This window comes from Tomitella cavernea (assembly GCF_016599145.1).
Classification (GTDB): domain Bacteria; phylum Actinomycetota; class Actinomycetes; order Mycobacteriales; family Mycobacteriaceae; genus Tomitella; species Tomitella cavernae.
Window position 1 is genome coordinate 1 of sequence record NZ_JAENKO010000048.1, and the last position, 19275, is coordinate 19275.

Below are 19275 nucleotides of genomic sequence, written 5' to 3' on the forward strand. Positions count from 1 at the left end.
GGCGGCGCAGCCGGCGCCACCGCCGGGGCCCTCGGCGGGCGGCGCGAGCGCCGGTCCGGCATCTGCTGCCGGGCCGGTGCTGCCGCATTCCGTACCGACCCGGATCGATATCCCGGCGATCGACGTGCACCACACGCTGATCACACTCGGTCAGAACCCCGACGGCTCCGTGCAGGTGCCCTCGCTCGACGACGTGGCCGTGCCCGGCTGGGCCCGGTTCTCCCCGACTCCCGGCGAGCAGGGGCCGGCGGTGATCGTCGGGCACGTCGACTCGGCCGAACACGGTGCGGGCGTGTTCTTCCGCCTCGGCGACCTGCGCCCCGGCGACACGTTCACCGTCGGCCGCGCCGACGGCACGGTCGCCGAGTTCACGATCACCGGGGTCGACCGGTATGCCAAGGACGCGTTCCCCACCCTTGCGGTCTACGGCAACACCCGCCAGGCCGAGGCACGTTTGATCACCTGCGGCGGCAGCTTCAACCCCGACACCGGCAACTACACCGACAACATCGTCGCCTACGCGCGGCTGACCGGATCGCGCCCAGCGCCGACGCCGTAGGTGTGACGCTCCCGCCGGCGCGTCCCCGCCGTGGCCGCGCGTGCGGGGCACCGTGCGCGCCCGGGACGCCGGTCCGCTGCGCCGGCGGGGCGCCCCCTCCGGCGCGGCGGACCGACGGACACGGCCTGAACCTGGCGATTGTCCGACCTGTATCGGGGGCGCGGGGTCCGCGTAGCCGGTGGCCCGCCGTGTCAGGCGAACACGTTCAGCGGCTTCCGGTCAGTCGCCGGTGCTGCGGACCGTGCCGTCACGGGCGTCGATCTGGACCTCCCAGTCGCCGGATCCGCCGGGCCGGGAGATGTCGAACTCGTACTGCGGGCCGCTGGACTTGCCTTCCAGCTTCCACTTGTTGATCGGCCCGGCGTGCACGTCGCGGGCGATGTCCATCGCCTGTTGCAAGGGGATGACCTGCTCGAGGCCGATCGCGTTGCTGCGGCGCTCGCTGCCGATTTTGTCCTGGTCGAAGTCGTCGGTCTTGCTGCTCAGCACGGCGCCGGTCTCGGCGTCGATGTGGATCGTCTGCTTCTGCGTGTCCGAGAGGATCTCGACTTTGTATTCGTAGCGGCCCGCGTCGCTGGGCTCCAACTCGATCTTGCTGACGTCCCCGGCGTACTTGTCCCGCGCGGCCGCGACGGCGTCCTGCCAGCTGACGGGGAAGGTCCGCGTGTAGAGATCGACCATGCCGCCGAGTCCGGCGCCGTCGGTGGTAGTGCCGGCCGCCGCGCTCGTAGCGGACGGCGCCGACGCAGCGGCGGTGGTGGTGTCGGGGGCGGCCGGTTCTGCGGGATCGTTGCCGCATGCGGTCAGTACGCACACGGCGCCGAGCGCCGCGACCAACGGTGTCCGGAGGTGCTTCGTAGTGGACTGCATGCCGGGAGGCTACCCACCGGGCCCGGCCGTATGCCCGGCCCGGCGGTGCGTGGCCTGTGCCGTGGCGGGAGATGGGTGCAGGCACGCAGCACGGCCGGCGACGCTGATCCACCGTGATTGTGGTGCGCGGCGCCGGCGGGTGCGCTATTGGTAGCTGATCATCAGCGGCTGCGGCCGGTGGGCCATGGTCTGTGCGGCGGTGAGCATCGGCGTGTCGATGTGCAGGAAGTTTTTCCATCCCATGGGCATGGCCTCGGGCACCGCCCCGACGATCGCGTGCCACGTGTCCTCTTTGACGCCGGGCGTGCCTTGGCCGTCCATGTGCACGAGGGTCTGGACGTGCGGCCACGACACCCGGAGCGTGTCTTCGCCGCGGACCATCTGTGTCTGGAACTGGTGGACCACCAGCAGCGTCTGCGGCTCGTTATCGCCGGTGAGCCCGTCGAGCCAGGCGCCGACCGCGTTGACCTCGGCTGATGCGACGTGGCCGATCTGCTGGAGCGGCGCCTGGCCGGGCTGCAGTTTCCATTCGGGATCGATCGCGAGGCCCACGTTCGGCTCGCGCAGCAGATCGGCGTACCGGCGGGCCTGATCGAGCAAATCGGCCCGCCCGGGCTGCAGATCGAGCACCACGTACACGCCCGCGGCGCGGGCCTTGTCGACCCACTCGTGCAACTGCTGCGGATCCATCGGTGCGCTGAAATCGCCGTCCGGCCCGGGTGCGTCTTGGGCGAGTGTGGCGATGATTTCCAGTGCCGGTACCACCGGGACGTCGCTGAGCGGCGCGTACCGGGCTGCCAGGTCCTGGGCCCGGGCGATCGCTGCGTCCGGTCCCTGCTCGCCGAGCGCGCCGAGATTCGGGGCGCCCGGATGCCCGTACAGGGCGACCAGGCGGCGTCCCGGGAAAAACTGTGTGCCCCCGCCGGGCAGCTCCGATGCGGCCGTGGGCCTGCCCGGCGGATCGGCGGCGACCGGCGGGGCCTGCGGCGCAGTCGCGGAGCCGGGGGTTCGGGCGGGCCCGGTATTCCCGGCGCCGGTCTCGCCTGCTGGGGCGCAGCCCGCCGCGAGCACGAGGGTGAGCAGCACGAGTACGGCTACGGCGGGTACGGGCATGCGCGACGACGCGGCGTGTTGACGGGTACGCACACTGGTGCGGCCGGCATATGAGCGTCCGGGGCCCTCAGCGCTGTCCACCGGGCCAGCGTACCGACCGGATGGGCGGCCTCCGCCGACACGCCGCGGCAGCGTCTGGCCGATTTGGCCTGCGGCGCCGGGTTGGGCCCCTGGCCTCCGTACGGGGCGGGCCCAAAAGGGTGCTAGCTCATCTGCAGCACGTTGTTCAGTAGTGCGCTGCCCGCGTTGAGGGAGGCTGTGGCCAGGCCGATGCTGTTGGCGATGAGCCCGATGATGGCTGCTGCGATGCCCATGGTCTGTTCGATTCTGTGTGCGTGGCGGAGTCCGGGTCGATCGTTTGACGCTAGCAGCGTCGTAACGCTGGGACAGCGGGATTGTGGCGATCCCGGGCGGGGGTTGCGGGTGCGGGTGTGCTCAGGTGCGGAGGGTGCGGCTCGGCGGCATGCCGTAGGCGCGGTGGTAGGCGGCGGCGAAGCTGGCGGGGTTGGCGTAGCCCCACCGGTGGGCGATAGCGGTGATGGTGTCGCCGCGGGCGGGGTCGGCGGCCTGCAGGTCGCGGTGGGCGCGTTCGAGGCGCAGCCGGCGCAGGAACCCGATCGGGGTGGTGTCGTAGTGGCGGCGGAAGGCGTATTGCACGGCCCGCGGTCGGGTGCCGGCGGCGGCGGCGATCTCGTCGAGGGTGACCGGCCGGCCGGCGTGTTCTTCGAGGTAGGCGACCGCGCGGCGCAGCGCGGCGGGGGCCACGGCGCCGGGGCTGGGTTGGTAATGCTCGGCCGTGGTGGTGTTCGGGAAGACGGTGAGCATGGCGTCGGCGACGAACCGGCGTACCTGGGCGGCGACGAGCGGGTCGGCCAGTGCCGTGTCGTCGGCGAGCAGTTCGCGCACGACGAATCCGGATACCCGCGCCCAGTAGGCGCCGAGTGCGGTGCTGGCCGGTGTGCTCTGCTCGAAACGCAGCGCGCCGGGATCGAGGTCGGATCGAGTGTGTGCCATGTCTTCGATCGCCTTCATCGGCATTGTCAGGCCGGTAGCCCTGACCTGGTCCCAGCGGAGCCGGTAGGGCCGGCCGGGCCGGTAGAGCACCACCTCTCCCGGGGTCAGGGGCAGTTCCTCATCGCGGGTGGCGGCGTACAGGTGTCCGGCGTGGACCACCTGGACCACTGCTGCGTGGAACGGGCCCGTGTCGGTATCGAGCCCCAGTGTGGTGTCCGCGGCGCCGGCGGCCAGCGCGATGCCCCGGGCCAGACGGGAGCGGTGCCGGCCGCCATGGCGGTGGCCCTCGCCGACCGTCCGTGGCCGCCGGTGGTGGTCCACATAGGCGCGGCGCAGGAACGCGGCCAGCTCGTCCGGGTCGCTGGTCGTCAGGTGTGTCCGCTCGATCGACGAGCGCGGCGCGTCTTTGATGGCGCGGACGCCGATGGCCCCGATCGGCTTTCTCGCCGAAGCCATACATCACAGTATCCGCCGGTAACGGGGCCGGCGTTCCGGTTCCGGCCGAGACGGTGTCCGGGTGTTTCCGCACACGCACCACCTGGTGCGCAAACGCACGTTCCGGCGGCCGCGGCGGACGGGTCTGGGCGCAAGCGCGCAGCGGCGGGCAGGTCGTCCCGCGGGCCGGCGGTGGGGGGTTGTGATCACGGATGGAGTCGTTCGACGGGTGTGGCGAGTGGCGCTTACCGGGCATGGCGGCGGGTGGGCCGGCGGCTGCCCGCGCTGGCCGGTGTCGCGGCGGGCCGGTGCCGGCCTGTGTCGATGCGGGCGCGGTCGAGGAGTCCTCGTGCGGTGTCGCGGGGGGAGGTGGCGATGGCGATGTCGACGCTGAGTGTGTCGTGGTCGCCCGGGCTGCCGGGGCGGGTGAGGTCGGTGGTGATGGCGTCGGCGAGGGTGACGATCCCGAGGGCGGTGCCGGCGTGCAGCACCGCGTAGTCGTTTTCGCCGAGCGCGGCGAGCACGTCGGCGGGGACGAGGTGGCTGCGGATGCGGTCGGCGACTTGTCCGCGCCCACCGAGCAGGCTGCCGCCGGCGGATGGTGGCAGCGCGTCGGTCAAGTCGAGGTGGATGATGCCGAGTCGGCGGGAGTCGGCGGCGGCGGTGTCCAGGGCGGTCTGGGTGAGTGCGAGCAGCTCCCCGGCCGTGGCCGGCGCGGCGGCGTCCGGGGCCGGGGCGAGGATCGGTCCGTCCGGCGGCGCGGCGGCGCGGCGTGCGGTGTGTCGATGCAGCGGGGTGCGGGTCATGGTCGGTGGTGTCCTTCGCGGTACGGGCGCCGGGTGCGGTGGTGCGCGGCCGGCGCAGCGGGTGTTAGAGGCCGGCGGCGCGCTCGAGTGCGGCGAGTGCGGTGTCGAGGTGTTCGGGTAACGCGGACAGGTCGGCTGCGGCGGTGCGGCATGCGGTGAGCCCGAAGTGGATCGCGTCGCCGGTACTGGCGCAGGTGATATTGAGCGCTTGCCCGTCGACGGGCACCGACGCGGGATAGAGCGCGTCGAGGCGGGCGCCGTTCCAGTACAGCGGCCGCGACGGCCCGGGAATATTCGAGATCATCACGGCCGGCGCCGGGGAGAACCATGGCCGGCCGGTGAGCATGCCGGCCGCGAGCGGGGCGGCGCCGAGCGCGCTCATCGCGAGTACCTGGGCGCGGCTGTGCGCGGCGAACAGGTCCTTGCCGCCGCGCAGGGCGGTGCGTATGGCGGCCAGGCGTGCGGCCGGATCGGCCAGGTCGGTGGCCAGGGTGCACGCCAGCGCGCCGATCCTGTTCCCGCCGCCGCCGTCGCCGCGGTCGTCGGGGCGCAGAGAGACGGGCACCGTCGCGGTGAGCGCGCGGCCGGGCAGTGCCCCGCGCTCGCGCAGGTAGGTGCGCAGCGCCCCGCCGCTCATCGCCACGATCACCTCGCCCACGGTGGCGTCGGCGCTCTTGGCGACGAGGCGGAGGCGCTCGAACGGCCAGCTACGGGCCGCGTAGCGCCGCGGCCCGCCGATGGGGCCGCTGAAGACGGTGCGGGCCGGGGCCAGGGCCAGTGGCCCGCCGCGTCCGCGCACGCCGGCGCCGGTGGCGCGGGCCAGGGCGAGTGGCAGACCTACCGCTTCCCCGGCGGTGGTGCGGGCCGCGCCGAGCAGCTTGGAGGCCCTACCGGGCCGGTCGGCGGCGTTGCCGCAGACCAGGTGCAGGTGCCTTTCATGCGGTTCGGCCGGTTCCCAGGGGGCGGGCATCGCCCGGCGGGCCGGGTCCGGGCTCAGGGCCGCGGCGAGCAGACGCATCGCGGCGACGCCGTCGGCGAGGGCGTGGTGGATCTTGAAGTAAACCGCGACGCGCCCGTCGGCGAGGCCTTCGATCAGGTGCAGCTCCCATAGTGGCCGGGCGTGATCGAGCGGCGTCGCGTGCAGCCGTGCGATGAGGTCGGTCAGCTCGGTGTGTCCGCCCGGGGCGGGCAGGCCGTGGCGTTGCACGTGGTAGCCGAGGTCGACGGTCTCGGCCTGGCGCCAGGTCCACAGCGCCGGCAGCGCCGGGTGCCGGCGGGCGGTGCGTCGCCACAGCGGCGCCACCTGGCCGCGGCCGACGGCCGCGGCGAACTGGTCCGCCACGTCGGCAGCGAACCAGGCGTCGGCGCCGGGCTGCGGTGCGCCAGTATCGGGCGGTGCGAACAGTGCCGCCGCGCCCACGTGCATCGGCCGCGACGGCGTGTCGGCGAGGAGGAACATCGCATCGACCGGCGACATCGGCACCAGCATGGGGCGTCTCCTTTTTCCTGCCGGAGCCCGGCGGGGGCCCGTGGAGGGCGTCGGGCCGTGCGCCGATGCCTCTGACCGTATGTGGTGGATCACGATGCGGTCACGATCTACAGTCCGGTCACTGCCCCGGGCAGGGCAACCGTCCACTGCGTGTGTGCACATACACGTGCGTGTGTTTCGTGGTGCGCGCCGACGGGGCGCGTGTGTGGCGGCGTCGCCGTGTCGGCGTGGGCGCCGGGGAGTGTCACGGTGCGGACGCATCGATCGCCGCGTGGACGCACTGCCGGGCCGATGCGGTGTCACGCATCGGCGGGTTTGTTCGATATGAATGAATACTGGGGGTTGCCGCGGCACCGGGGAGCCTGCGCCGGTGAGTCGATCGGGCCACGGCGTGTGGCGGGATGTGTGCCCGTCACATTCCGGTGGAAAGAGTCTGGAATTTTCCGTGATCGCCGCGTGCCCCGGCTTGCCGGCGCCGCCGAGACAGCGCGGCCCCCAGCGGCGGGTGTGGCCGTGGGCGCCGATATCTACGCGGCTCTCGCCGCCCGTTCACCGGTTCCGGCGATGATCGCGGTGTACGGCGCCGACCGGCGGGTCTGGCTCAACCAGGCGTTGCGTGCGCTTCTGGGCTACCCCGCCGCCGCGAGGCTGCGGGCCGACGATATCGTGCACCCCGGTGATCAGGGCCGCCAGCAGGCGGTGGCGGCGGCGCTGCGTGCAGGACTGATCGACGCGGCCAGCACGGACCTGCGGCTGCTGTCGCAAGGCGGCTGGGTGCTCACAGTGACCGCACACGACTCGGCGGCTCGCGTCGACGGCCAGGTCACGATCTTGACGTTGATCGCCGACTGGACCGAGGCCGCCTGGAACGGCCACTACTGACATCGCCGGCCGCCAGCCGGGTGCACGACAAAGGTCCTCCAGTACACGCGCCGCCGCGTCGGCGAAGCGCGAGAGCACCCTCGTGGGGCATGCGGGTCGGCGAGCAACGCGGCGCACTTCCTGGCCGCCGCGCTCGCGGCAAGCTTTGCGGCGCACTAAGCGGCGGCACCGGTGCGCGCGTCAAGACCGCCGCGCCCCGCAGACCCGGACGCGGCCCTTCACCGCTGCCCTCGCGGGCTTCGACCAGTACAGCGGGCCGACACCGACCGGCGGCTTCTCCCGCCGCATGTCCGCGGCCGCCGGATTCTTGCTACGTGTTACTGCGACGAACCGCTGACCGCATCGAGACGGGCCTTCAACGCGTCGACGGCCCCGGTGCGGTCCTTGTGGTTCTGTTCGTAGCGCAGTATTGCCGCGATATCTTCCGGCCGGGTCAACCGCGCCGCGGCGTCACCGACCTGGCCGACGGTCAGGTCGTCGTAGTCGCTGATCGGTAGTTCGTCTTCGGTGAGGCCGCCGGCGGCCGTGCGTACCGTGCGCAGCGCGGATGCCGTGCCGGTGGCATCGTCGCGTTCGGCGATCGTTTGGGCCGTCGTCAGGCTCGCGTCCCGGCCGGCTGTCAACGTCTCGTCCACGGCCGTGGCCGCTCCGCCGATGCGGCGCTGCACACTGCGCAGCCGGTCGGCGACGGTATTGACCTGCTGTGCGGTCACGCGGGCCGGGTAGCCGGCGATGCGCGTCACCCACACCACCGACCGCTGCACAGCAGAGGGGACGATCACCGGCGGCCCGCCTGCGGCTTGTTTCTCGAGCGCTTCGCGCGTCCACTCGGCGGTGCGCGTATGGGCGTCGGCGAGGTCCCGGGCGAGGGCGGCGATCTGTCGACGGCCCCCCTCGTCGGCCAGCACGGCGGTGTAGCCGGCCCGATCGTGCAGTTGGTGTGCGAGCGTGAGGTCGTCGAAGAGTGCTTCGCGGACCGGTTCGCCCTGCTCGATGAGCGCCTGCCCGGCGGCGACGATCCGGCCGATTGCGGGCGTGACGACATCGGGGACCGCGTCGAGTCCGCGCAGTGCCGATGCGAGACGCTCGGACTGCCGGCGGGCATCGGCGGCGGTCTTGGCGAACTGGTCCCGCAAAGCCTTGGTGCGGGCCTGCGTCTGCCGCGCCTCGGCCACCTGCAGTGTTCTGCCGGTCAACGCATGCAACAACCGAAGCTGCGCGACCAACGCCTCGTTCAGTTCACTATCGCGGGAGCTGCCGGATCTCGCCGCCTCCGGTGACCCGGTGTCGCGACGGGGGGCCTTGTCGTCTTGTACCTGGGTGCCGCGGTCACGGCGCATAGTTCCTCCTCAAGCCGGCCTCTACGGCCAGCGGGTTCGGTGCGGAGCGGTTGACTCGTGTACCCGGTCGTCGTGCCGGAAAACGTCGCCGCCGGCCGTGGCCGGATGCCCGCGGCGGACGCATAACGGCCTACTTGCACCCCGCGGCGCGTACGCGCGGCCGGCAGAGGAATCGGTTGTGCTGGGCACAGCCGACCCGGGCCCGTCTGATGGTGGGGGAGCAATCCGCGCGTGCGGCAGCCGTTCTTGCTGCTGCCGAGCGGTTAGCGTGCTGTGCCGCCGGGATGCTCGGTGCCTTCAGGCTGCCCGGGCACGGCGTCCACAAGGTCGTCGCGGGTAGCGAATGTGCGATCGGGCAGCGCTTCCAAGGCCTTAAGGGTCTTGCGGTCGGCGGCGCGGACGCGGGCGTAATCCAGTGCACGCGCACGGTCGGCGGGAAAGCGCAAACCCTGCAGCGCCTTGCCCGCGCGCAGGTCATCGCGTGTCGTCATCGGTTCTCCTTGCGTTCTGGGCGTCGCCCGGTGGTGCCGCGGCGATGTCCGCGGACATCGGCACGCGGCCCGTGTTGCGGCGCCGGGCGGGCATCGCCGGCGTCGGTCGTTGTTGCTTATCGCCGCGGAAAAACGCGGCAGCGAATGCGGCCACCCGGTGCGGCGGCGGGAAGAGCGGGCCTCCCATGCAGGAGGCCGCGGTCAGTTCGCCGCCGACCTCGAGGGCGGTGCACCAGCCGGTTCTCGGGGTCCACAGCAGTGCGACGTCGTGGCCGGGATGGCGCGGGCACGTTTGTTCGAAGGCGATGTAGGCCTCGGCCGGGGCGGCCAGGCAATACCAGGTGTCGGCGGGCACGCCGAGCGTGTCGGCGATGCTGGCGACATAGTGGTGCAGCGACACCGCCGGCGTGAGCGTCTGGCTCAACGCGGTGTTCCCGCGGCCGCCGCGGCAACGGTAGGCGCCGCGCTGCTGGACACGGAGGCGTGGTGTGCCGGAGTGCTGGCGTTCGGGAGTGCGTCATCGAGTCCGAGACGCTCGATCACGGCGCGCAGCGTCGGCGGGCAGCCCGCAAGGCGCAGCACGGCGCCACGGTCGGCGAGCCGCCTGCTGTGCTCGAACAGCAGCTCGAGGCCGCCGGCGCTGCAGAAGCCGACCCCGCTCAGATCGATGGTGGTGTCGCGGACCGATAGCCGGGCGAGCCGGGCCGCCAGCGCCGGTGCGGTGGCGGCGTCGATGTCGCCGCGGACGTCGACGATGACCGGGTCACCGTCGTCTTCTACGGTCGGCCGGCGCGACGCGTCGTCGTCGGCCGCCTCGTCCGCGGCGGCCTGGCGGGTGCGGCGCCGGGTGGGGGCATTCTGGCCGCGGCCCGTGGGGGCGGCGTCGGTGATCAGCCAGTACGCGGCATCGGTGATGGTGAGGTTGGCCTGGTCTGCAGTGCGGCGGAGCATGGCGCGGGCCTCGCCGGCGTTGACGTGGTGCATGTCCATCAACACGCCCTCGGCGTGCGCGATGATCGCGTGAGCACCGGCCGCCGGCGCCGCCGCGGCGACACCCTCATCGCCGGTGTGGCTGCGCAGCAGGGTGGCCGCGTGGCCGGCGAACACGGCGGCGATCGTCTCGTCGTCGCCGTCGAACGCGTCCACGTCGGTGGCATACAGGGTCAGTGTCCCAAGGGTGGGGTCGTCGGCCGACAGTCCTACGGCGAGGATGGAGCCGAACCCAGACTGGCGTGCAGCGAAGGCGAACTCGGGCCAGCGCCGGTCCGCAGCCGTGTCGACGATGGTGATGGTGCGCAGGCGTCGCGCGGTGGGCAGCCACGGGCCGCGGCGCCGCGCATTCTGCGACCGGGCGAGCGTGTCGACCGCGGCGTCGGTTGCTCCGCGGCTGCTGACGTGCCCGGGTTTTGCCGGGCAGGTGATGCCCGCCTGGGCCGCAGCGGGGATCGCCGCGACAGCGGCGTGGGTGATCTGCCCCAACGCGGCGTCGAGACTATCGTCGGCGGGCGCATGGTGCGGATGAGCCTGGGTACGCGAGGGCATGATGTGCCTTCCCGGTCGAGTGTGCCGATCAGGTCGGCCACCGGGATTCTGGGGTAGCTGCCCACTAGTATGCCCGCTTGAGCATGCAGTGTCATACGGTAGTTGTATCCAGTTGTGCGGCAACCGCAGTTGGGCGGTGTCGGCTAGAGCGTCTGCCACCGCCCGGCATGCTGGTGGCGCTGCACACCTGGGTTTGGGCGTTGCCGGTGGTGTTGTAGGGCCCGGGGGCGGGACGGGAGCGTTCATGGTGGCGTCGTCAAGTGCGGACGGTGATGACGCGGGTGTCGCGGATGTGCGGGCGGCGATGGCCGCCGAGCTGCGCAGCGGTGGCGGCGCCGGGAGCACCGGGCCGCTCGCGGCGGTGTGCGACGGGTGCGCGCGGCTGCTGCCCGTCGACGGTGCCTCGATCGCCGCCGGGGGCGCCAGCGGCATGCGTGAGGTGCTGTATGCCAGCGATGAGATCGCAGGGGCGATCGAGTCCGTGCACGACACCCTCGGTGAAGGACCCGCGATCGAGGCGCTCACCGAGCGCCGCCCGGTGCTGGTGGCGAACCTGCCCGCGGACGCCGCACGCGGCTGGCCGGTGTTCGCCGCCGAGATCGGCCGGCGCCCCGTGGGCGCGGTCTTCGCGTTCCCCCTCCACAGCGGCGCCGCGATAGCGGGCACGATGAGCCTGTACCGGCGCAGCCCCGGCTGGTTGGCCCCAGCGGATTTGGCCACCGCCTTGCGGCTGGTGGATCTGGCCACCACGGCCGTGCTGGCCATAGCATCGGGTGATGAGGCTCTCGAGGGTCTTTCGTTGCCGCGGGCGGTGGTGCACCAGGCCGCCGGCATGCTCGTGTCCGCGCACCGCATCGGTGTCGACGAGGCGATGGCGCGCCTGCGCGGGCACGCCTTCGCCGCCGACGTCGACCTCGCTGACGTCGCCGCCGAGATCACCACCGGCCGCCTGCCGCCGGAGGCCATCACGTCGTGACCGCCCCTTGTCTGTCACGGCCGCAACTGATCAACAACCACGTCAGGACTTGTCATGGACACCGCGTCATCGCGCCGCCAGGAGTCGCGCCTTGTCGACGCATTCGTCGACATGGCCGACACCCTGGTCGCCGACTTCGACACCGCCGAACTTTTGCACCGGCTCACCGAGTACTGCGTCGAACTGCTCGGCGTCGCCGAGGCCGGGATGCTGCTCGCCGACCAACGCGGCAGCCTGCAGGTGCTGGCCTCCTCGGATGAGCGCACCGAATTGCTCGAGCTGTTCCAGCTGCAGGTCAACGAGGGGCCGTGTGTGGACTGCTTCCGCACCGGCCGCTCGGTGGCGGTCGAGGACCTGGCGGCGACGCCCGGCAGGTGGCCGACGTTCACCCCCGAGGCACTCAGAGTCGGATACCGCAGTGTGCACACTGTGCCGTTGCGGCTGCGCGAGCAGATCATCGGGGCGTTGAATCTGTTCGGCACGGCCCCCGGCACATTGTCCGAGGCGGACCAGCATGTGGCCCGGGCGTTGGCGGAAACCGCGACGATCGGGATCCTGTCCGAGCGTGCCATCCGGCACGGGGAGGTGCTCACAGAGCAGCTCCAGACCGCGCTCAACAGCCGGGTGATCATCGAACAGGCCAAAGGGGTGCTCGCCCACGCCGGCGGCGTGCCCATCGACGAGACGTTCGCCGTGCTGCGCGACTACGGGCGTGCCCGGCAGACGCGGCTGACCGACATCGCCCAGCAGCTCGTCACCGGCGCCCTCGCGCCTGAAGAGGTTCTGGACTCGACCTTCGGCCGGCGGCCCTGAGCCTACGGAGCCGGCACACAAGGCCCCACGTCGACAGACGCAGCGGGCACTCGACGCCGTCGCCGACCAGGACGTACCCGATCAGCCCGCAGGCACCATGCCCGCGACCGCGATCATGAACAGGACCACCGCGAGGTCGCCCACTCACTTCCCCGCGGCGGACACGCTCTACACGGCCCGCTACCAGGGCCCGTCGTCGTGGCGGACGATCTTGTCGATCATCGCCGCAGTCTTGGCCCGAAGCCCGCCGACCGTGCCGTCGCCCGATGACGCGCCGCCATCAGTGCCCTGGCCGTCGTCGGCGGCGGTGGCGGTGACTCGCTGTTTGAGTTCCGCCGCCTTGGCGCCGATCTGTTCGCCTATCTGCACGTACGTCTCCTTCTGTCGCGTTTTTACACGCGGCTGCATTTTTGGCCGCCCCCGGCTGGCCGGGGGCTTGCGAGGGGCGGGTCAACGTAGGCTGGTGCCCTCCTGCACCGGCCTGGGCTGCCGTTGCGTTTCCCGGTGTTGCGCCCGCCGGCGGCATCGCGGAGCCGGTCAAACCCTCCGGCCACTTCTGCGATGTGCGCGCGCACATTACCGATGACCGTGTGCAGCATGTCGACGAACTCTTCGCTGTCGGCCGAGAGTTGTTCGGGCTGTTTGAGTTCCTCTTCTACCTCGGCATGGTCGTTACGGGCCCGGGCCGCCCCACACTTTTCGTGCTCGGCGAGAGACGGATACACGATGGCCTCTTCGGCGACGGTGTGTGTGACGCACGTGCTGGTGGTCTTCTCGCCCAGGTCCCGCCGTTGCTCGTGCGCGGCCGGATCGAGCGTTTCGAGTCGCTGGAACAGCGTGTCGACCTCCCGACGTTCGTGGGTGAGTAGCGCGAGCACGTTCGTCTCTTCGGCCAGGGGCCGTCCCTTTCCCCGCCTGACGGTCTCACTGTTGCCGGTAAGGGGGTACCCGCGGCAGACGGCGCATACTCTCGGATCGGCGCTTCAGATTTGCGGGGGTCTGACGGGGGACTTCGTGGGCGCGGCGGCGGCACGTAAGAGGCTTGGCCAGCGGCGGCCGTGCGCCGGGACGTGTCCATACCGGGGCGGCCGCCGCTGGCGGGTGGCCGGCCCGGCAACGTCAGGGCCCAGCCACCGATGAGTGTATGCGCTGGTGTATCCGGCGGCGGGCCGTTTCGTCGACAGGGCCAGGGACGTGACGGCATCCGCCCGGGCGTGCCGGCGCACAGGGATCGTAGCGTGCGCGAGCGCGGTGGCCGCCGGACTCGCGCGCCACGGCGAGTCCGGCGAGTATCACATGGGGTCTTTGACTCCCGTGCGGATCAGCCACCAGTTCACTGGGAATGAGGTGGCGAAACCGAAGAGCATCGCTACCTGCATGATCACCCAGAACACGGGGGTGCTGACAGCGGCGGCGCCGCCCAACCAGGCGGGCAAGAGCGCCAGTTGCGCCAGTGCCATCGTGGCGTACATGCCGAGCTGCCAGGCTGTCAGCGACAGCACGTCGGCACGGGCGGCCGCCCGCAGGTTGCCGGCGCGCCCGCGGCGCGGATTCATAGGGGCGATGCCGAAGTATTGGAAGCCGATGCCGATGGCCAGCGCCGCCACGTAGGCGATCACCCACGCCGCGTACATCTCCACGTTGAACAACCAGTGCATCCCCCCGATCACGGCCACCGCTGGCGCGCCGAACAGCACCCACTCGACAAGAAGGTCAGCCAAGGTGCAGCCGGCGCCGCAATGGCTGGTCCCGATGAACACGGACGTGCTCGTCGTGCGGGGCCGCTTCGACATTCCCAGCGGGCCGCTGGGAATGTCCCCGTGACCGCCGCCGGCGCGCGCAGCGGGCCGCGGGGCCCGGCCCCAGGCCAGGTAGGCGCCGAGCCAGAGCACCGAACCGAACAGCGCGCAAATCGGCCAGACGAGGTTCATCACCGCCATCGGCTGCGGGCGGAGATACACATCGACGGCCACGGCTATTGCGCAGCCGAACGCGATGGCCAGGCTCGCCCATGCCAGGCCGACCAGCCAGGAAGGAAAATCGCTTCCGGAGAGCATCGTCATCAAGACCCAACACTAGCGGCGGGCACGCCGCAGCCGCCGCGGCCGGCGGCGATGCAACGAGATCCCTCACCGTTCGGCTACCGTGCACGGGCATCCCGCATACGCATCACAGCCGCCGGGTAAAACACCCACCCGATAAGGCCGAACTCGACGCGGGCACATCGACGTTGCCGCCGGGCCCGCGGACGAAAGGACACGCTATGCCTACCGATTACGATGCGCCGCGCACCCGCGAAGACGGTGCGTCCGAGCACATCGACACACCGATTCCCCGCCGGTCGCAGTCACCCGGCGGCGATCTGGACGACGGGGACATTGTCGAATCGTATGAGCTGCCCGGGGCGGACCTGTCGGGCGAGGAGTTCTCGGCCACAGTCGTCCCCCGGCAGGACGGCGAGTTTGTGTGCATGGGGTGTTTCCTCGTGCACCACCGGTCGCAGGCCGGGAAGGTCAATGACGACGGGACGATGCTGTGCACCGACTGCGTCGGATAAGCCCGCCGCCCTCGCACAATGCCGCCATGATCAGGCAGGCGTCGACGTTCCGGCTATGAATCGTCCCCGCCTACCGTGGCTGCGGGCACCGGCAGGAAGGCCAGGAACCGATACTTGTGGGCCAGTTGCGGCGGTGCCGGGCGGCCGGACCGCGTGCTGTCCGGTGTGTGCGGGGTGGCCGACGATAATGGGCGATTACCACATACACCCCCGGAACCCCGCCGGTCACCGCGATCCCGTCGGGAGACATCGGCGCCGGCACCTGGTACCGCGATAACGCGGCATCACGCGATCCTGCGGCGGACGGTGGGCTACGGCCGGGGCCGGTGCTTCCGGGTGCGGTGGTGACCATCCGAAGGAGCGGGCGGACGTGCTCTCACAGGGGTTGCCGGTGGATGAAGGCGGCCATGCCCGGGACGGTGAACGCGATCCGCCCGTATTCAGGGGCCCAGATCAGTCCCTTTTTGATCAGGGAATCGCGTATCGGGCTTGCGCTCGACCCGGTCTTGCCGATGCGGGCGGCGACATCACTCGACCGGGGGCTGTCGTGGCCGGTCTCGGCAAGGCCGCGCAGGTATGCCTGCTCGGAGGCGTTGGTGCGGTCCCAGCGTGATGGGTAGAACCCGGCGTCGAGCTCGATGTTGCCCATGTCCACGGCCTGATGCGCGTCCTCGGGACTGAAGGGCACGGTCTCGGCGACCGCCCAGACCGCCTTGCCGTATTCCTGCAGGAAGTAGGGGTATCCGTCGGCCGCGTGGAGCAGTATCTCGCGTGCCTCACCGCTGAGATCGCCCCCCACCTCGCGGATAGGGACGGTGAGAGCGTCACTCGCGTCGGCCGGTGCGAGCGCGCCGATCGTGGAGAACGCGAACTGACGTTCCGCATAGGATCGGCACTCGGCGAGCCGTGACGGCAGGTTGGGGAGGCCGGCGCCGACGAGGAAGAACGGCCATCCCCGTTGGCTTGCGGTGTGCTGCACGGCGAGCAGCGACTCGAGTGTGGCGTCGTCGATGTCCTGGAGCTCGTCGATGAACACCCCCAGTGCACTGCCGTGCTTGGCGAGGATCGCACCGATGTCCTCGACGAGGGTCTCGAACTCGTACTCCCAGTCCATCGTCGGCATGGCAGGTTGGCCCCCGCGTCCCGCGGTCACCGTGACCCCGCCGGGGCCGGCCGCGAGCGTCAGGTGCAGTCGTTCGACGAACTCGAGTACCGGCTGCAGCTTCTTCTGCAGATCGTGGCGGCGGCTGTAGCGTTGCACGCCGCGGCGCAGCTCGCCGATGAGCCTGCGCCGCGAGACGGTGACGCCGACGTCGGTGGCGCGGGCCTCCATCTGGGCGACCATCCAGCCCTGGTTCTCTGCGTGTTCGGCGAGCCGGTTGAGCAGCACGGTCTTCCCGACACCGCGAAGCCCGGAGAGCATCATGCCGCGGTCGTACTGGCGCCTCTTACTGCGAGCAATGAGCAAATCGAAGTCGTCGATCTGTTTGCCACGTCCCTCGAGGGCGGGCGGACGCAGCCCCGATCCCGGGGTGAAGGGGTTCAGCTCGGGGCGCATGTGCCGGCTCCTTCGTGTTCTACCCACATATCCCTGGTTATACCTTGAATAACTATAACCATGTAGATCCCGGTAGAAGTATCCAGGAGGCCACTGGCCTGCCCGCCGGCTCCGGTGGTGCGCCCGGTTGTCCGGCGTGCTAGCGAGGCGGCTCTGGCGGCGCCGCCATCGAACTCCGACGAGCCGTAGCGGGCCGTCGCTCGCCGGATATCGAGGAATGGGCATCTTCCCCCGGAGCGACAGGACCGCCCCCAACGCCGGTGACGCTCAACAGGTGACTCGACGATCCCCCTACCCTCGATGGGCACACTCAGACAGAACAGTCGCAGTGATCCGCGCCCACAGGTCCGGTGTGGATCACGCCGCCGGCGGGGCATCGTAGACCCACCCGGAAGCGCCACGGCCCGCCCGGCGGGGCTTGTGATTCGTGGCGATCGGCGCCAGTCGATGCAGTACAGGCAGGCTGAACACCTTCAGACCGAAGCTGGACCGCCACAAGCCGTGCTTGGCTGCATGGTGCCAGTGCCCGAACAGCCACAGCCCCACCCTGCGGCCAGCAGCCACAGGGTGCGCGTGGTCACGCCGTCGATCACCATGCGGCCAAGCTCCTCGATCACGAGCAGCCCGCCACCGACACGCGCGAGCGCACCGCCGACGGCCCACACCAACAACAATCCGAGCCCGAGCAGCGCCAGGAACTCCACGATGGCCTCCCATCCGTGTCGTGTCGTGCGCTCTGTGTATCAGTCGCCACCGACAGGATGCGATTGCCGCCGGACGGCTACCGGCCAGGCGCATTCTGAGATTTGGCGATCACCAGCCCGGCGCCGATGAGGACGAGGGAGGCGACCACGAACCTGCCGAGGCTCATCGGGATCGACGCGGCCATGCGGCGCAGTGAATCGACGATGCCCATCACCACCCCCATCACAGCTACCGGGGCCGCGGTCACCGCGATGATGAGCAGCCATGCCCGGTTCCAGGTTCCAGATCGTGCAGCGCATCGCCACCGCGTGGATGCCGGCGCCGTACGCCAGCGCCACGGCCAGAGACAGGAGACCCAGCAGAACCGGTGCGCCGAACGCGTCGTCATGCCGAGCGCTGGTGGCGCTGACCAGAGTGAGCACGGCCAGCACCACGGCGGCGGATGCCGCGACCACTGTCAGGAGCGTGCAACCCGCCCACTCCCATCCGGTCCAGTCGACGAGATGGTCCACAGCATCGTCGCTGTCGGACAAGGGGCCGGCGATTACCGCTCCGATCACGGGGCGAGCCACACATAGCCGCCGCCGCCCATGCCGAACGGCTGCACGGCTGAGACGGACACCAGCGAAAGTCCACGACCGGCGTGAATCGGCACGGTGGTCGTCCCGCCGGACACGGTCGCGTAGATCGGCGCACCCGGATTAACGCCGCTCAACCCCGCCGCGTACACCCGCACGTCGCAGCCTGGTGCGGACCCGTAGGTGCCGGTAGGGACGAAGTTCACGTCGACTACGTCCGAGTCGGCGGTGGTTTGCAGGTCGACGAACAGTGTGCCGTAGCAGCGCCCGTCGATGGTGGGCGGCAGCAGCAGGTGATCACCGAGCGCCGCGTAGTGCGGCACCGGCGCCGCCGCGGCGGCCGGCGCGGACGCTACGCCGACACCGGCCGCCGCAGTGAGTCCGGCAAGTCCGGCCGTGATCCTCCGGCCGATTGTCTTGTTCATGTGTTCTCCCTTCCCTTAGAACAACGTCAGTGTGTCGCCGAACCAGGCGCGTGCGACAGCGTCGGAGTCCCACCCGTTCCGTACGGCGTCGCGGAGCGCCCGCGAGCGCGCGGTGCGCTGCGCCCGGGTCAAAGCGGCCGCGCCGACGCGGCCCTTCATCGTCATCAGCGCGAGGTTGTCGCGTTGCGTCCCGGCCACCACATGCGGACCGGCCAACGCCCCGAACCGGCCTAACCCTTCCCCGTCATCAACCCCGAGGGCGCGGACGCACACGGGGTTGTCGCACAGGTGCATGGCGACAGTTCCGGCGGGCAGGTACCCGCCGGAGGCTTCGGCGAGGGCGTAGCGGTGGGCGCGCACCACGCGGGGTGGGTGTGCGGAGTACCAGAAGCGGCCGTAGCCGCCGTCGTCGGCGATGGCGCCAGTCCATATCCAGCAGTCGCGCACGCCAGGGCCGCGGGTGATGTGGGCGGCGAAGCGGGATGCTTCGTCGCCGACGGTGATCGCTAGTGCGGTCACGCCGTGGCAGACTCCCCGGACTGTCCGCCGGTGCCGCTATCGTCGTCTGGCTGTGTCGACGCGGCTGGGGCGGTGCCGGCGTCGTGTGCGTCCGACTGCCGGGTGCCACCGGACGGAGCCGCATCCGTAGCGGTCTCCGTCGACGTGTCGACGGCATGGCCGCTGTCGGTGCCGGCCGCGCGGTGGAGCTCACGCACATCCGCCTGGCTCAGTCCGGTCAACTCGGCAATGTCGGCGACGCTCTGCCCGAGTTCCCGCATCGTGACAATAAGTGCGCTCCGCTTGCCCGTCGTGGCAGCGGTGTCGCGCGTGTAGCGTTCGTCGGCCCGCGCGTAGGCGGCGTCACGCCGCGCGCGAGCGGTAGCGAGCTTGTCGTCGGTGCGGAAGAACGCAGCAAGCGCGTTCTGGAGCTTCTTCTCGCGTTCCCGGCGGGCGGCGAGGTGTTCGGTCATGCGCTCACGGGCCCGCGCCCGGGCCCCGGCCCGCTCGGCCGTTGATGCCATCGCGCCTCCTCCTGTCCGGTTGTGATCACCACGTGATGGTGATCATGCCACACCGTTTTTGGTCGCGTCCCGGCCACGTCACCGGACCAGTCACGACCAA

23 protein-coding genes are annotated in these 19275 nt (G+C 71.0%); 5 read left to right on the forward strand and 18 right to left on the reverse strand.

Annotated elements, in window-relative coordinates; genetic code table 11:
- A partial coding sequence (locus JJ683_RS15000; protein WP_200175305.1) for a class F sortase occupies positions 1-559 on the forward strand: 559 nt, incomplete at its 5' end.
- Positions 560-778: 219 nt separating this feature from the next.
- On the opposite strand, the gene JJ683_RS15005 is transcribed toward JJ683_RS15000, so the two are convergent.
- The 5 genes from JJ683_RS15005 to JJ683_RS15025 all read right to left on the reverse strand — a co-directional run bounded on the left by JJ683_RS15005 (position 779) and on the right by JJ683_RS15025 (position 6286).
- Positions 779-1429, reverse strand: coding sequence for a PepSY domain-containing protein (locus tag JJ683_RS15005; RefSeq protein WP_200175307.1), 651 nt, complete (start codon positions 1427-1429; stop codon positions 779-781).
- Positions 1430-1573: 144 nt separating this feature from the next.
- On the reverse strand, positions 1574-2623 hold the full coding sequence (locus JJ683_RS15010; RefSeq protein WP_200175309.1) for a hypothetical protein: 1050 nt from the start codon (positions 2621-2623) through the stop codon (positions 1574-1576).
- A gap of 354 nt (positions 2624-2977) precedes the next feature.
- The gene (locus JJ683_RS19465) at positions 2978-4012 is read right to left on the reverse strand and encodes an AraC family transcriptional regulator (protein WP_200175310.1); all 1035 of its coding nucleotides are present in this window, start codon (positions 4010-4012) and stop codon (positions 2978-2980) included.
- A gap of 224 nt (positions 4013-4236) precedes the next feature.
- The gene (locus JJ683_RS15020; RefSeq protein ID WP_200175311.1) at positions 4237-4797 is read right to left on the reverse strand and encodes a nucleotidyl cyclase domain-containing protein; all 561 of its coding nucleotides are present in this window, start codon (positions 4795-4797) and stop codon (positions 4237-4239) included.
- A 64-nt stretch (positions 4798-4861) separates the two neighbouring features.
- On the reverse strand, positions 4862-6286 hold the full coding sequence (locus JJ683_RS15025) for a wax ester/triacylglycerol synthase family O-acyltransferase (RefSeq protein ID WP_200175312.1): 1425 nt from the start codon (positions 6284-6286) through the stop codon (positions 4862-4864).
- A gap of 513 nt (positions 6287-6799) precedes the next feature.
- On the opposite strand from JJ683_RS15025, the gene JJ683_RS15030 reads away from it, so the two are divergent.
- Entirely contained in the window at positions 6800-7168 is a 369-nt protein-coding gene (locus JJ683_RS15030) for a PAS domain-containing protein (protein WP_200175313.1), read from the forward strand.
- A 317-nt stretch (positions 7169-7485) separates the two neighbouring features.
- Here the strand turns inward: JJ683_RS15030 and JJ683_RS15035 are convergent, their stop codons facing one another.
- From JJ683_RS15035 to JJ683_RS15050, 4 genes are all read right to left on the reverse strand, one after another.
- The gene (locus tag JJ683_RS15035) at positions 7486-8508 is read right to left on the reverse strand and encodes a DUF892 family protein (RefSeq protein WP_200175314.1); all 1023 of its coding nucleotides are present in this window, start codon (positions 8506-8508) and stop codon (positions 7486-7488) included.
- Between the two features lie 263 nt (positions 8509-8771).
- Positions 8772-8999 carry a DUF2795 domain-containing protein gene (locus tag JJ683_RS15040; protein ID WP_200175316.1) on the reverse strand — a complete coding sequence of 76 codons (228 nt, stop codon included), beginning with the start codon at positions 8997-8999 and terminating at the stop codon, positions 8772-8774.
- The gene (locus JJ683_RS15045) at positions 8983-9423 is read right to left on the reverse strand and encodes a DUF6292 family protein (protein WP_200175318.1); all 441 of its coding nucleotides are present in this window, start codon (positions 9421-9423) and stop codon (positions 8983-8985) included. Before JJ683_RS15045 ends, JJ683_RS15040 begins: the two co-directional genes overlap by 17 nt.
- Entirely contained in the window at positions 9420-10541 is a 1122-nt protein-coding gene (locus tag JJ683_RS15050; protein ID WP_200175320.1) for an STAS domain-containing protein, read from the reverse strand. Before JJ683_RS15050 ends, JJ683_RS15045 begins: the two co-directional genes overlap by 4 nt.
- A gap of 244 nt (positions 10542-10785) precedes the next feature.
- Between JJ683_RS15050 and JJ683_RS15055 the strand changes: the two genes are divergently transcribed.
- Together JJ683_RS15055 and JJ683_RS15060 are read left to right on the forward strand one after the other, a co-directional pair.
- Positions 10786-11517 carry a GAF and ANTAR domain-containing protein gene (locus JJ683_RS15055; protein WP_200175322.1) on the forward strand — a complete coding sequence of 244 codons (732 nt, stop codon included), beginning with the start codon at positions 10786-10788 and terminating at the stop codon, positions 11515-11517.
- A 54-nt stretch (positions 11518-11571) separates the two neighbouring features.
- Positions 11572-12330 (forward strand): GAF and ANTAR domain-containing protein, encoded by a 759-nt coding sequence (locus JJ683_RS15060; protein ID WP_200175324.1) that lies wholly within the window; start codon positions 11572-11574, stop codon positions 12328-12330.
- A 180-nt stretch (positions 12331-12510) separates the two neighbouring features.
- Here the strand turns inward: JJ683_RS15060 and JJ683_RS15065 are convergent, their stop codons facing one another.
- The 3 genes from JJ683_RS15065 to JJ683_RS15075 form a co-directional block, all read right to left on the reverse strand.
- Complete coding sequence (locus JJ683_RS15065) at positions 12511-12699, reverse strand: hypothetical protein (RefSeq protein ID WP_200175327.1); 189 nt, start codon at positions 12697-12699, stop codon at positions 12511-12513.
- Between the two features lie 23 nt (positions 12700-12722).
- Positions 12723-13208, reverse strand: coding sequence for a hemerythrin domain-containing protein (locus tag JJ683_RS15070; RefSeq protein ID WP_200175329.1), 486 nt, complete (start codon positions 13206-13208; stop codon positions 12723-12725).
- Positions 13209-13622: 414 nt separating this feature from the next.
- On the reverse strand, positions 13623-14393 hold the full coding sequence (locus JJ683_RS15075; protein ID WP_242474752.1) for a DUF4396 domain-containing protein: 771 nt from the start codon (positions 14391-14393) through the stop codon (positions 13623-13625).
- A gap of 200 nt (positions 14394-14593) precedes the next feature.
- Between JJ683_RS15075 and JJ683_RS15080 the strand changes: the two genes are divergently transcribed.
- Positions 14594-14887, forward strand: a complete 294-nt coding sequence (locus JJ683_RS15080) for a DUF4193 domain-containing protein (RefSeq protein WP_200175333.1) — start codon at positions 14594-14596, stop codon at positions 14885-14887.
- Positions 14888-15263: 376 nt separating this feature from the next.
- On the opposite strand, the gene JJ683_RS15085 is transcribed toward JJ683_RS15080, so the two are convergent.
- The 6 genes from JJ683_RS15085 to JJ683_RS15110 form a co-directional block, all read right to left on the reverse strand.
- Positions 15264-16445: an ATP-binding protein gene (locus tag JJ683_RS15085; protein WP_200175335.1), complete on the reverse strand. Its 1182-nt coding sequence runs from the start codon at positions 16443-16445 to the stop codon at positions 15264-15266.
- A gap of 473 nt (positions 16446-16918) precedes the next feature.
- Entirely contained in the window at positions 16919-17149 is a 231-nt protein-coding gene (locus JJ683_RS15090; RefSeq protein WP_200175338.1) for a hypothetical protein, read from the reverse strand.
- Between the two features lie 77 nt (positions 17150-17226).
- Complete coding sequence (locus tag JJ683_RS15095) at positions 17227-17397, reverse strand: hypothetical protein (protein WP_200175340.1); 171 nt, start codon at positions 17395-17397, stop codon at positions 17227-17229.
- Positions 17398-17706: 309 nt separating this feature from the next.
- Complete coding sequence (locus tag JJ683_RS15100; RefSeq protein ID WP_200175342.1) at positions 17707-18153, reverse strand: hypothetical protein; 447 nt, start codon at positions 18151-18153, stop codon at positions 17707-17709.
- A gap of 15 nt (positions 18154-18168) precedes the next feature.
- Positions 18169-18672 carry a PH domain-containing protein gene (locus tag JJ683_RS15105; RefSeq protein ID WP_207280268.1) on the reverse strand — a complete coding sequence of 168 codons (504 nt, stop codon included), beginning with the start codon at positions 18670-18672 and terminating at the stop codon, positions 18169-18171.
- Positions 18669-19175: a hypothetical protein gene (locus tag JJ683_RS15110; protein WP_200175345.1), complete on the reverse strand. Its 507-nt coding sequence runs from the start codon at positions 19173-19175 to the stop codon at positions 18669-18671. Before JJ683_RS15110 ends, JJ683_RS15105 begins: the two co-directional genes overlap by 4 nt.
- Between the last annotated feature and the right edge of the window lie 100 nt (positions 19176-19275).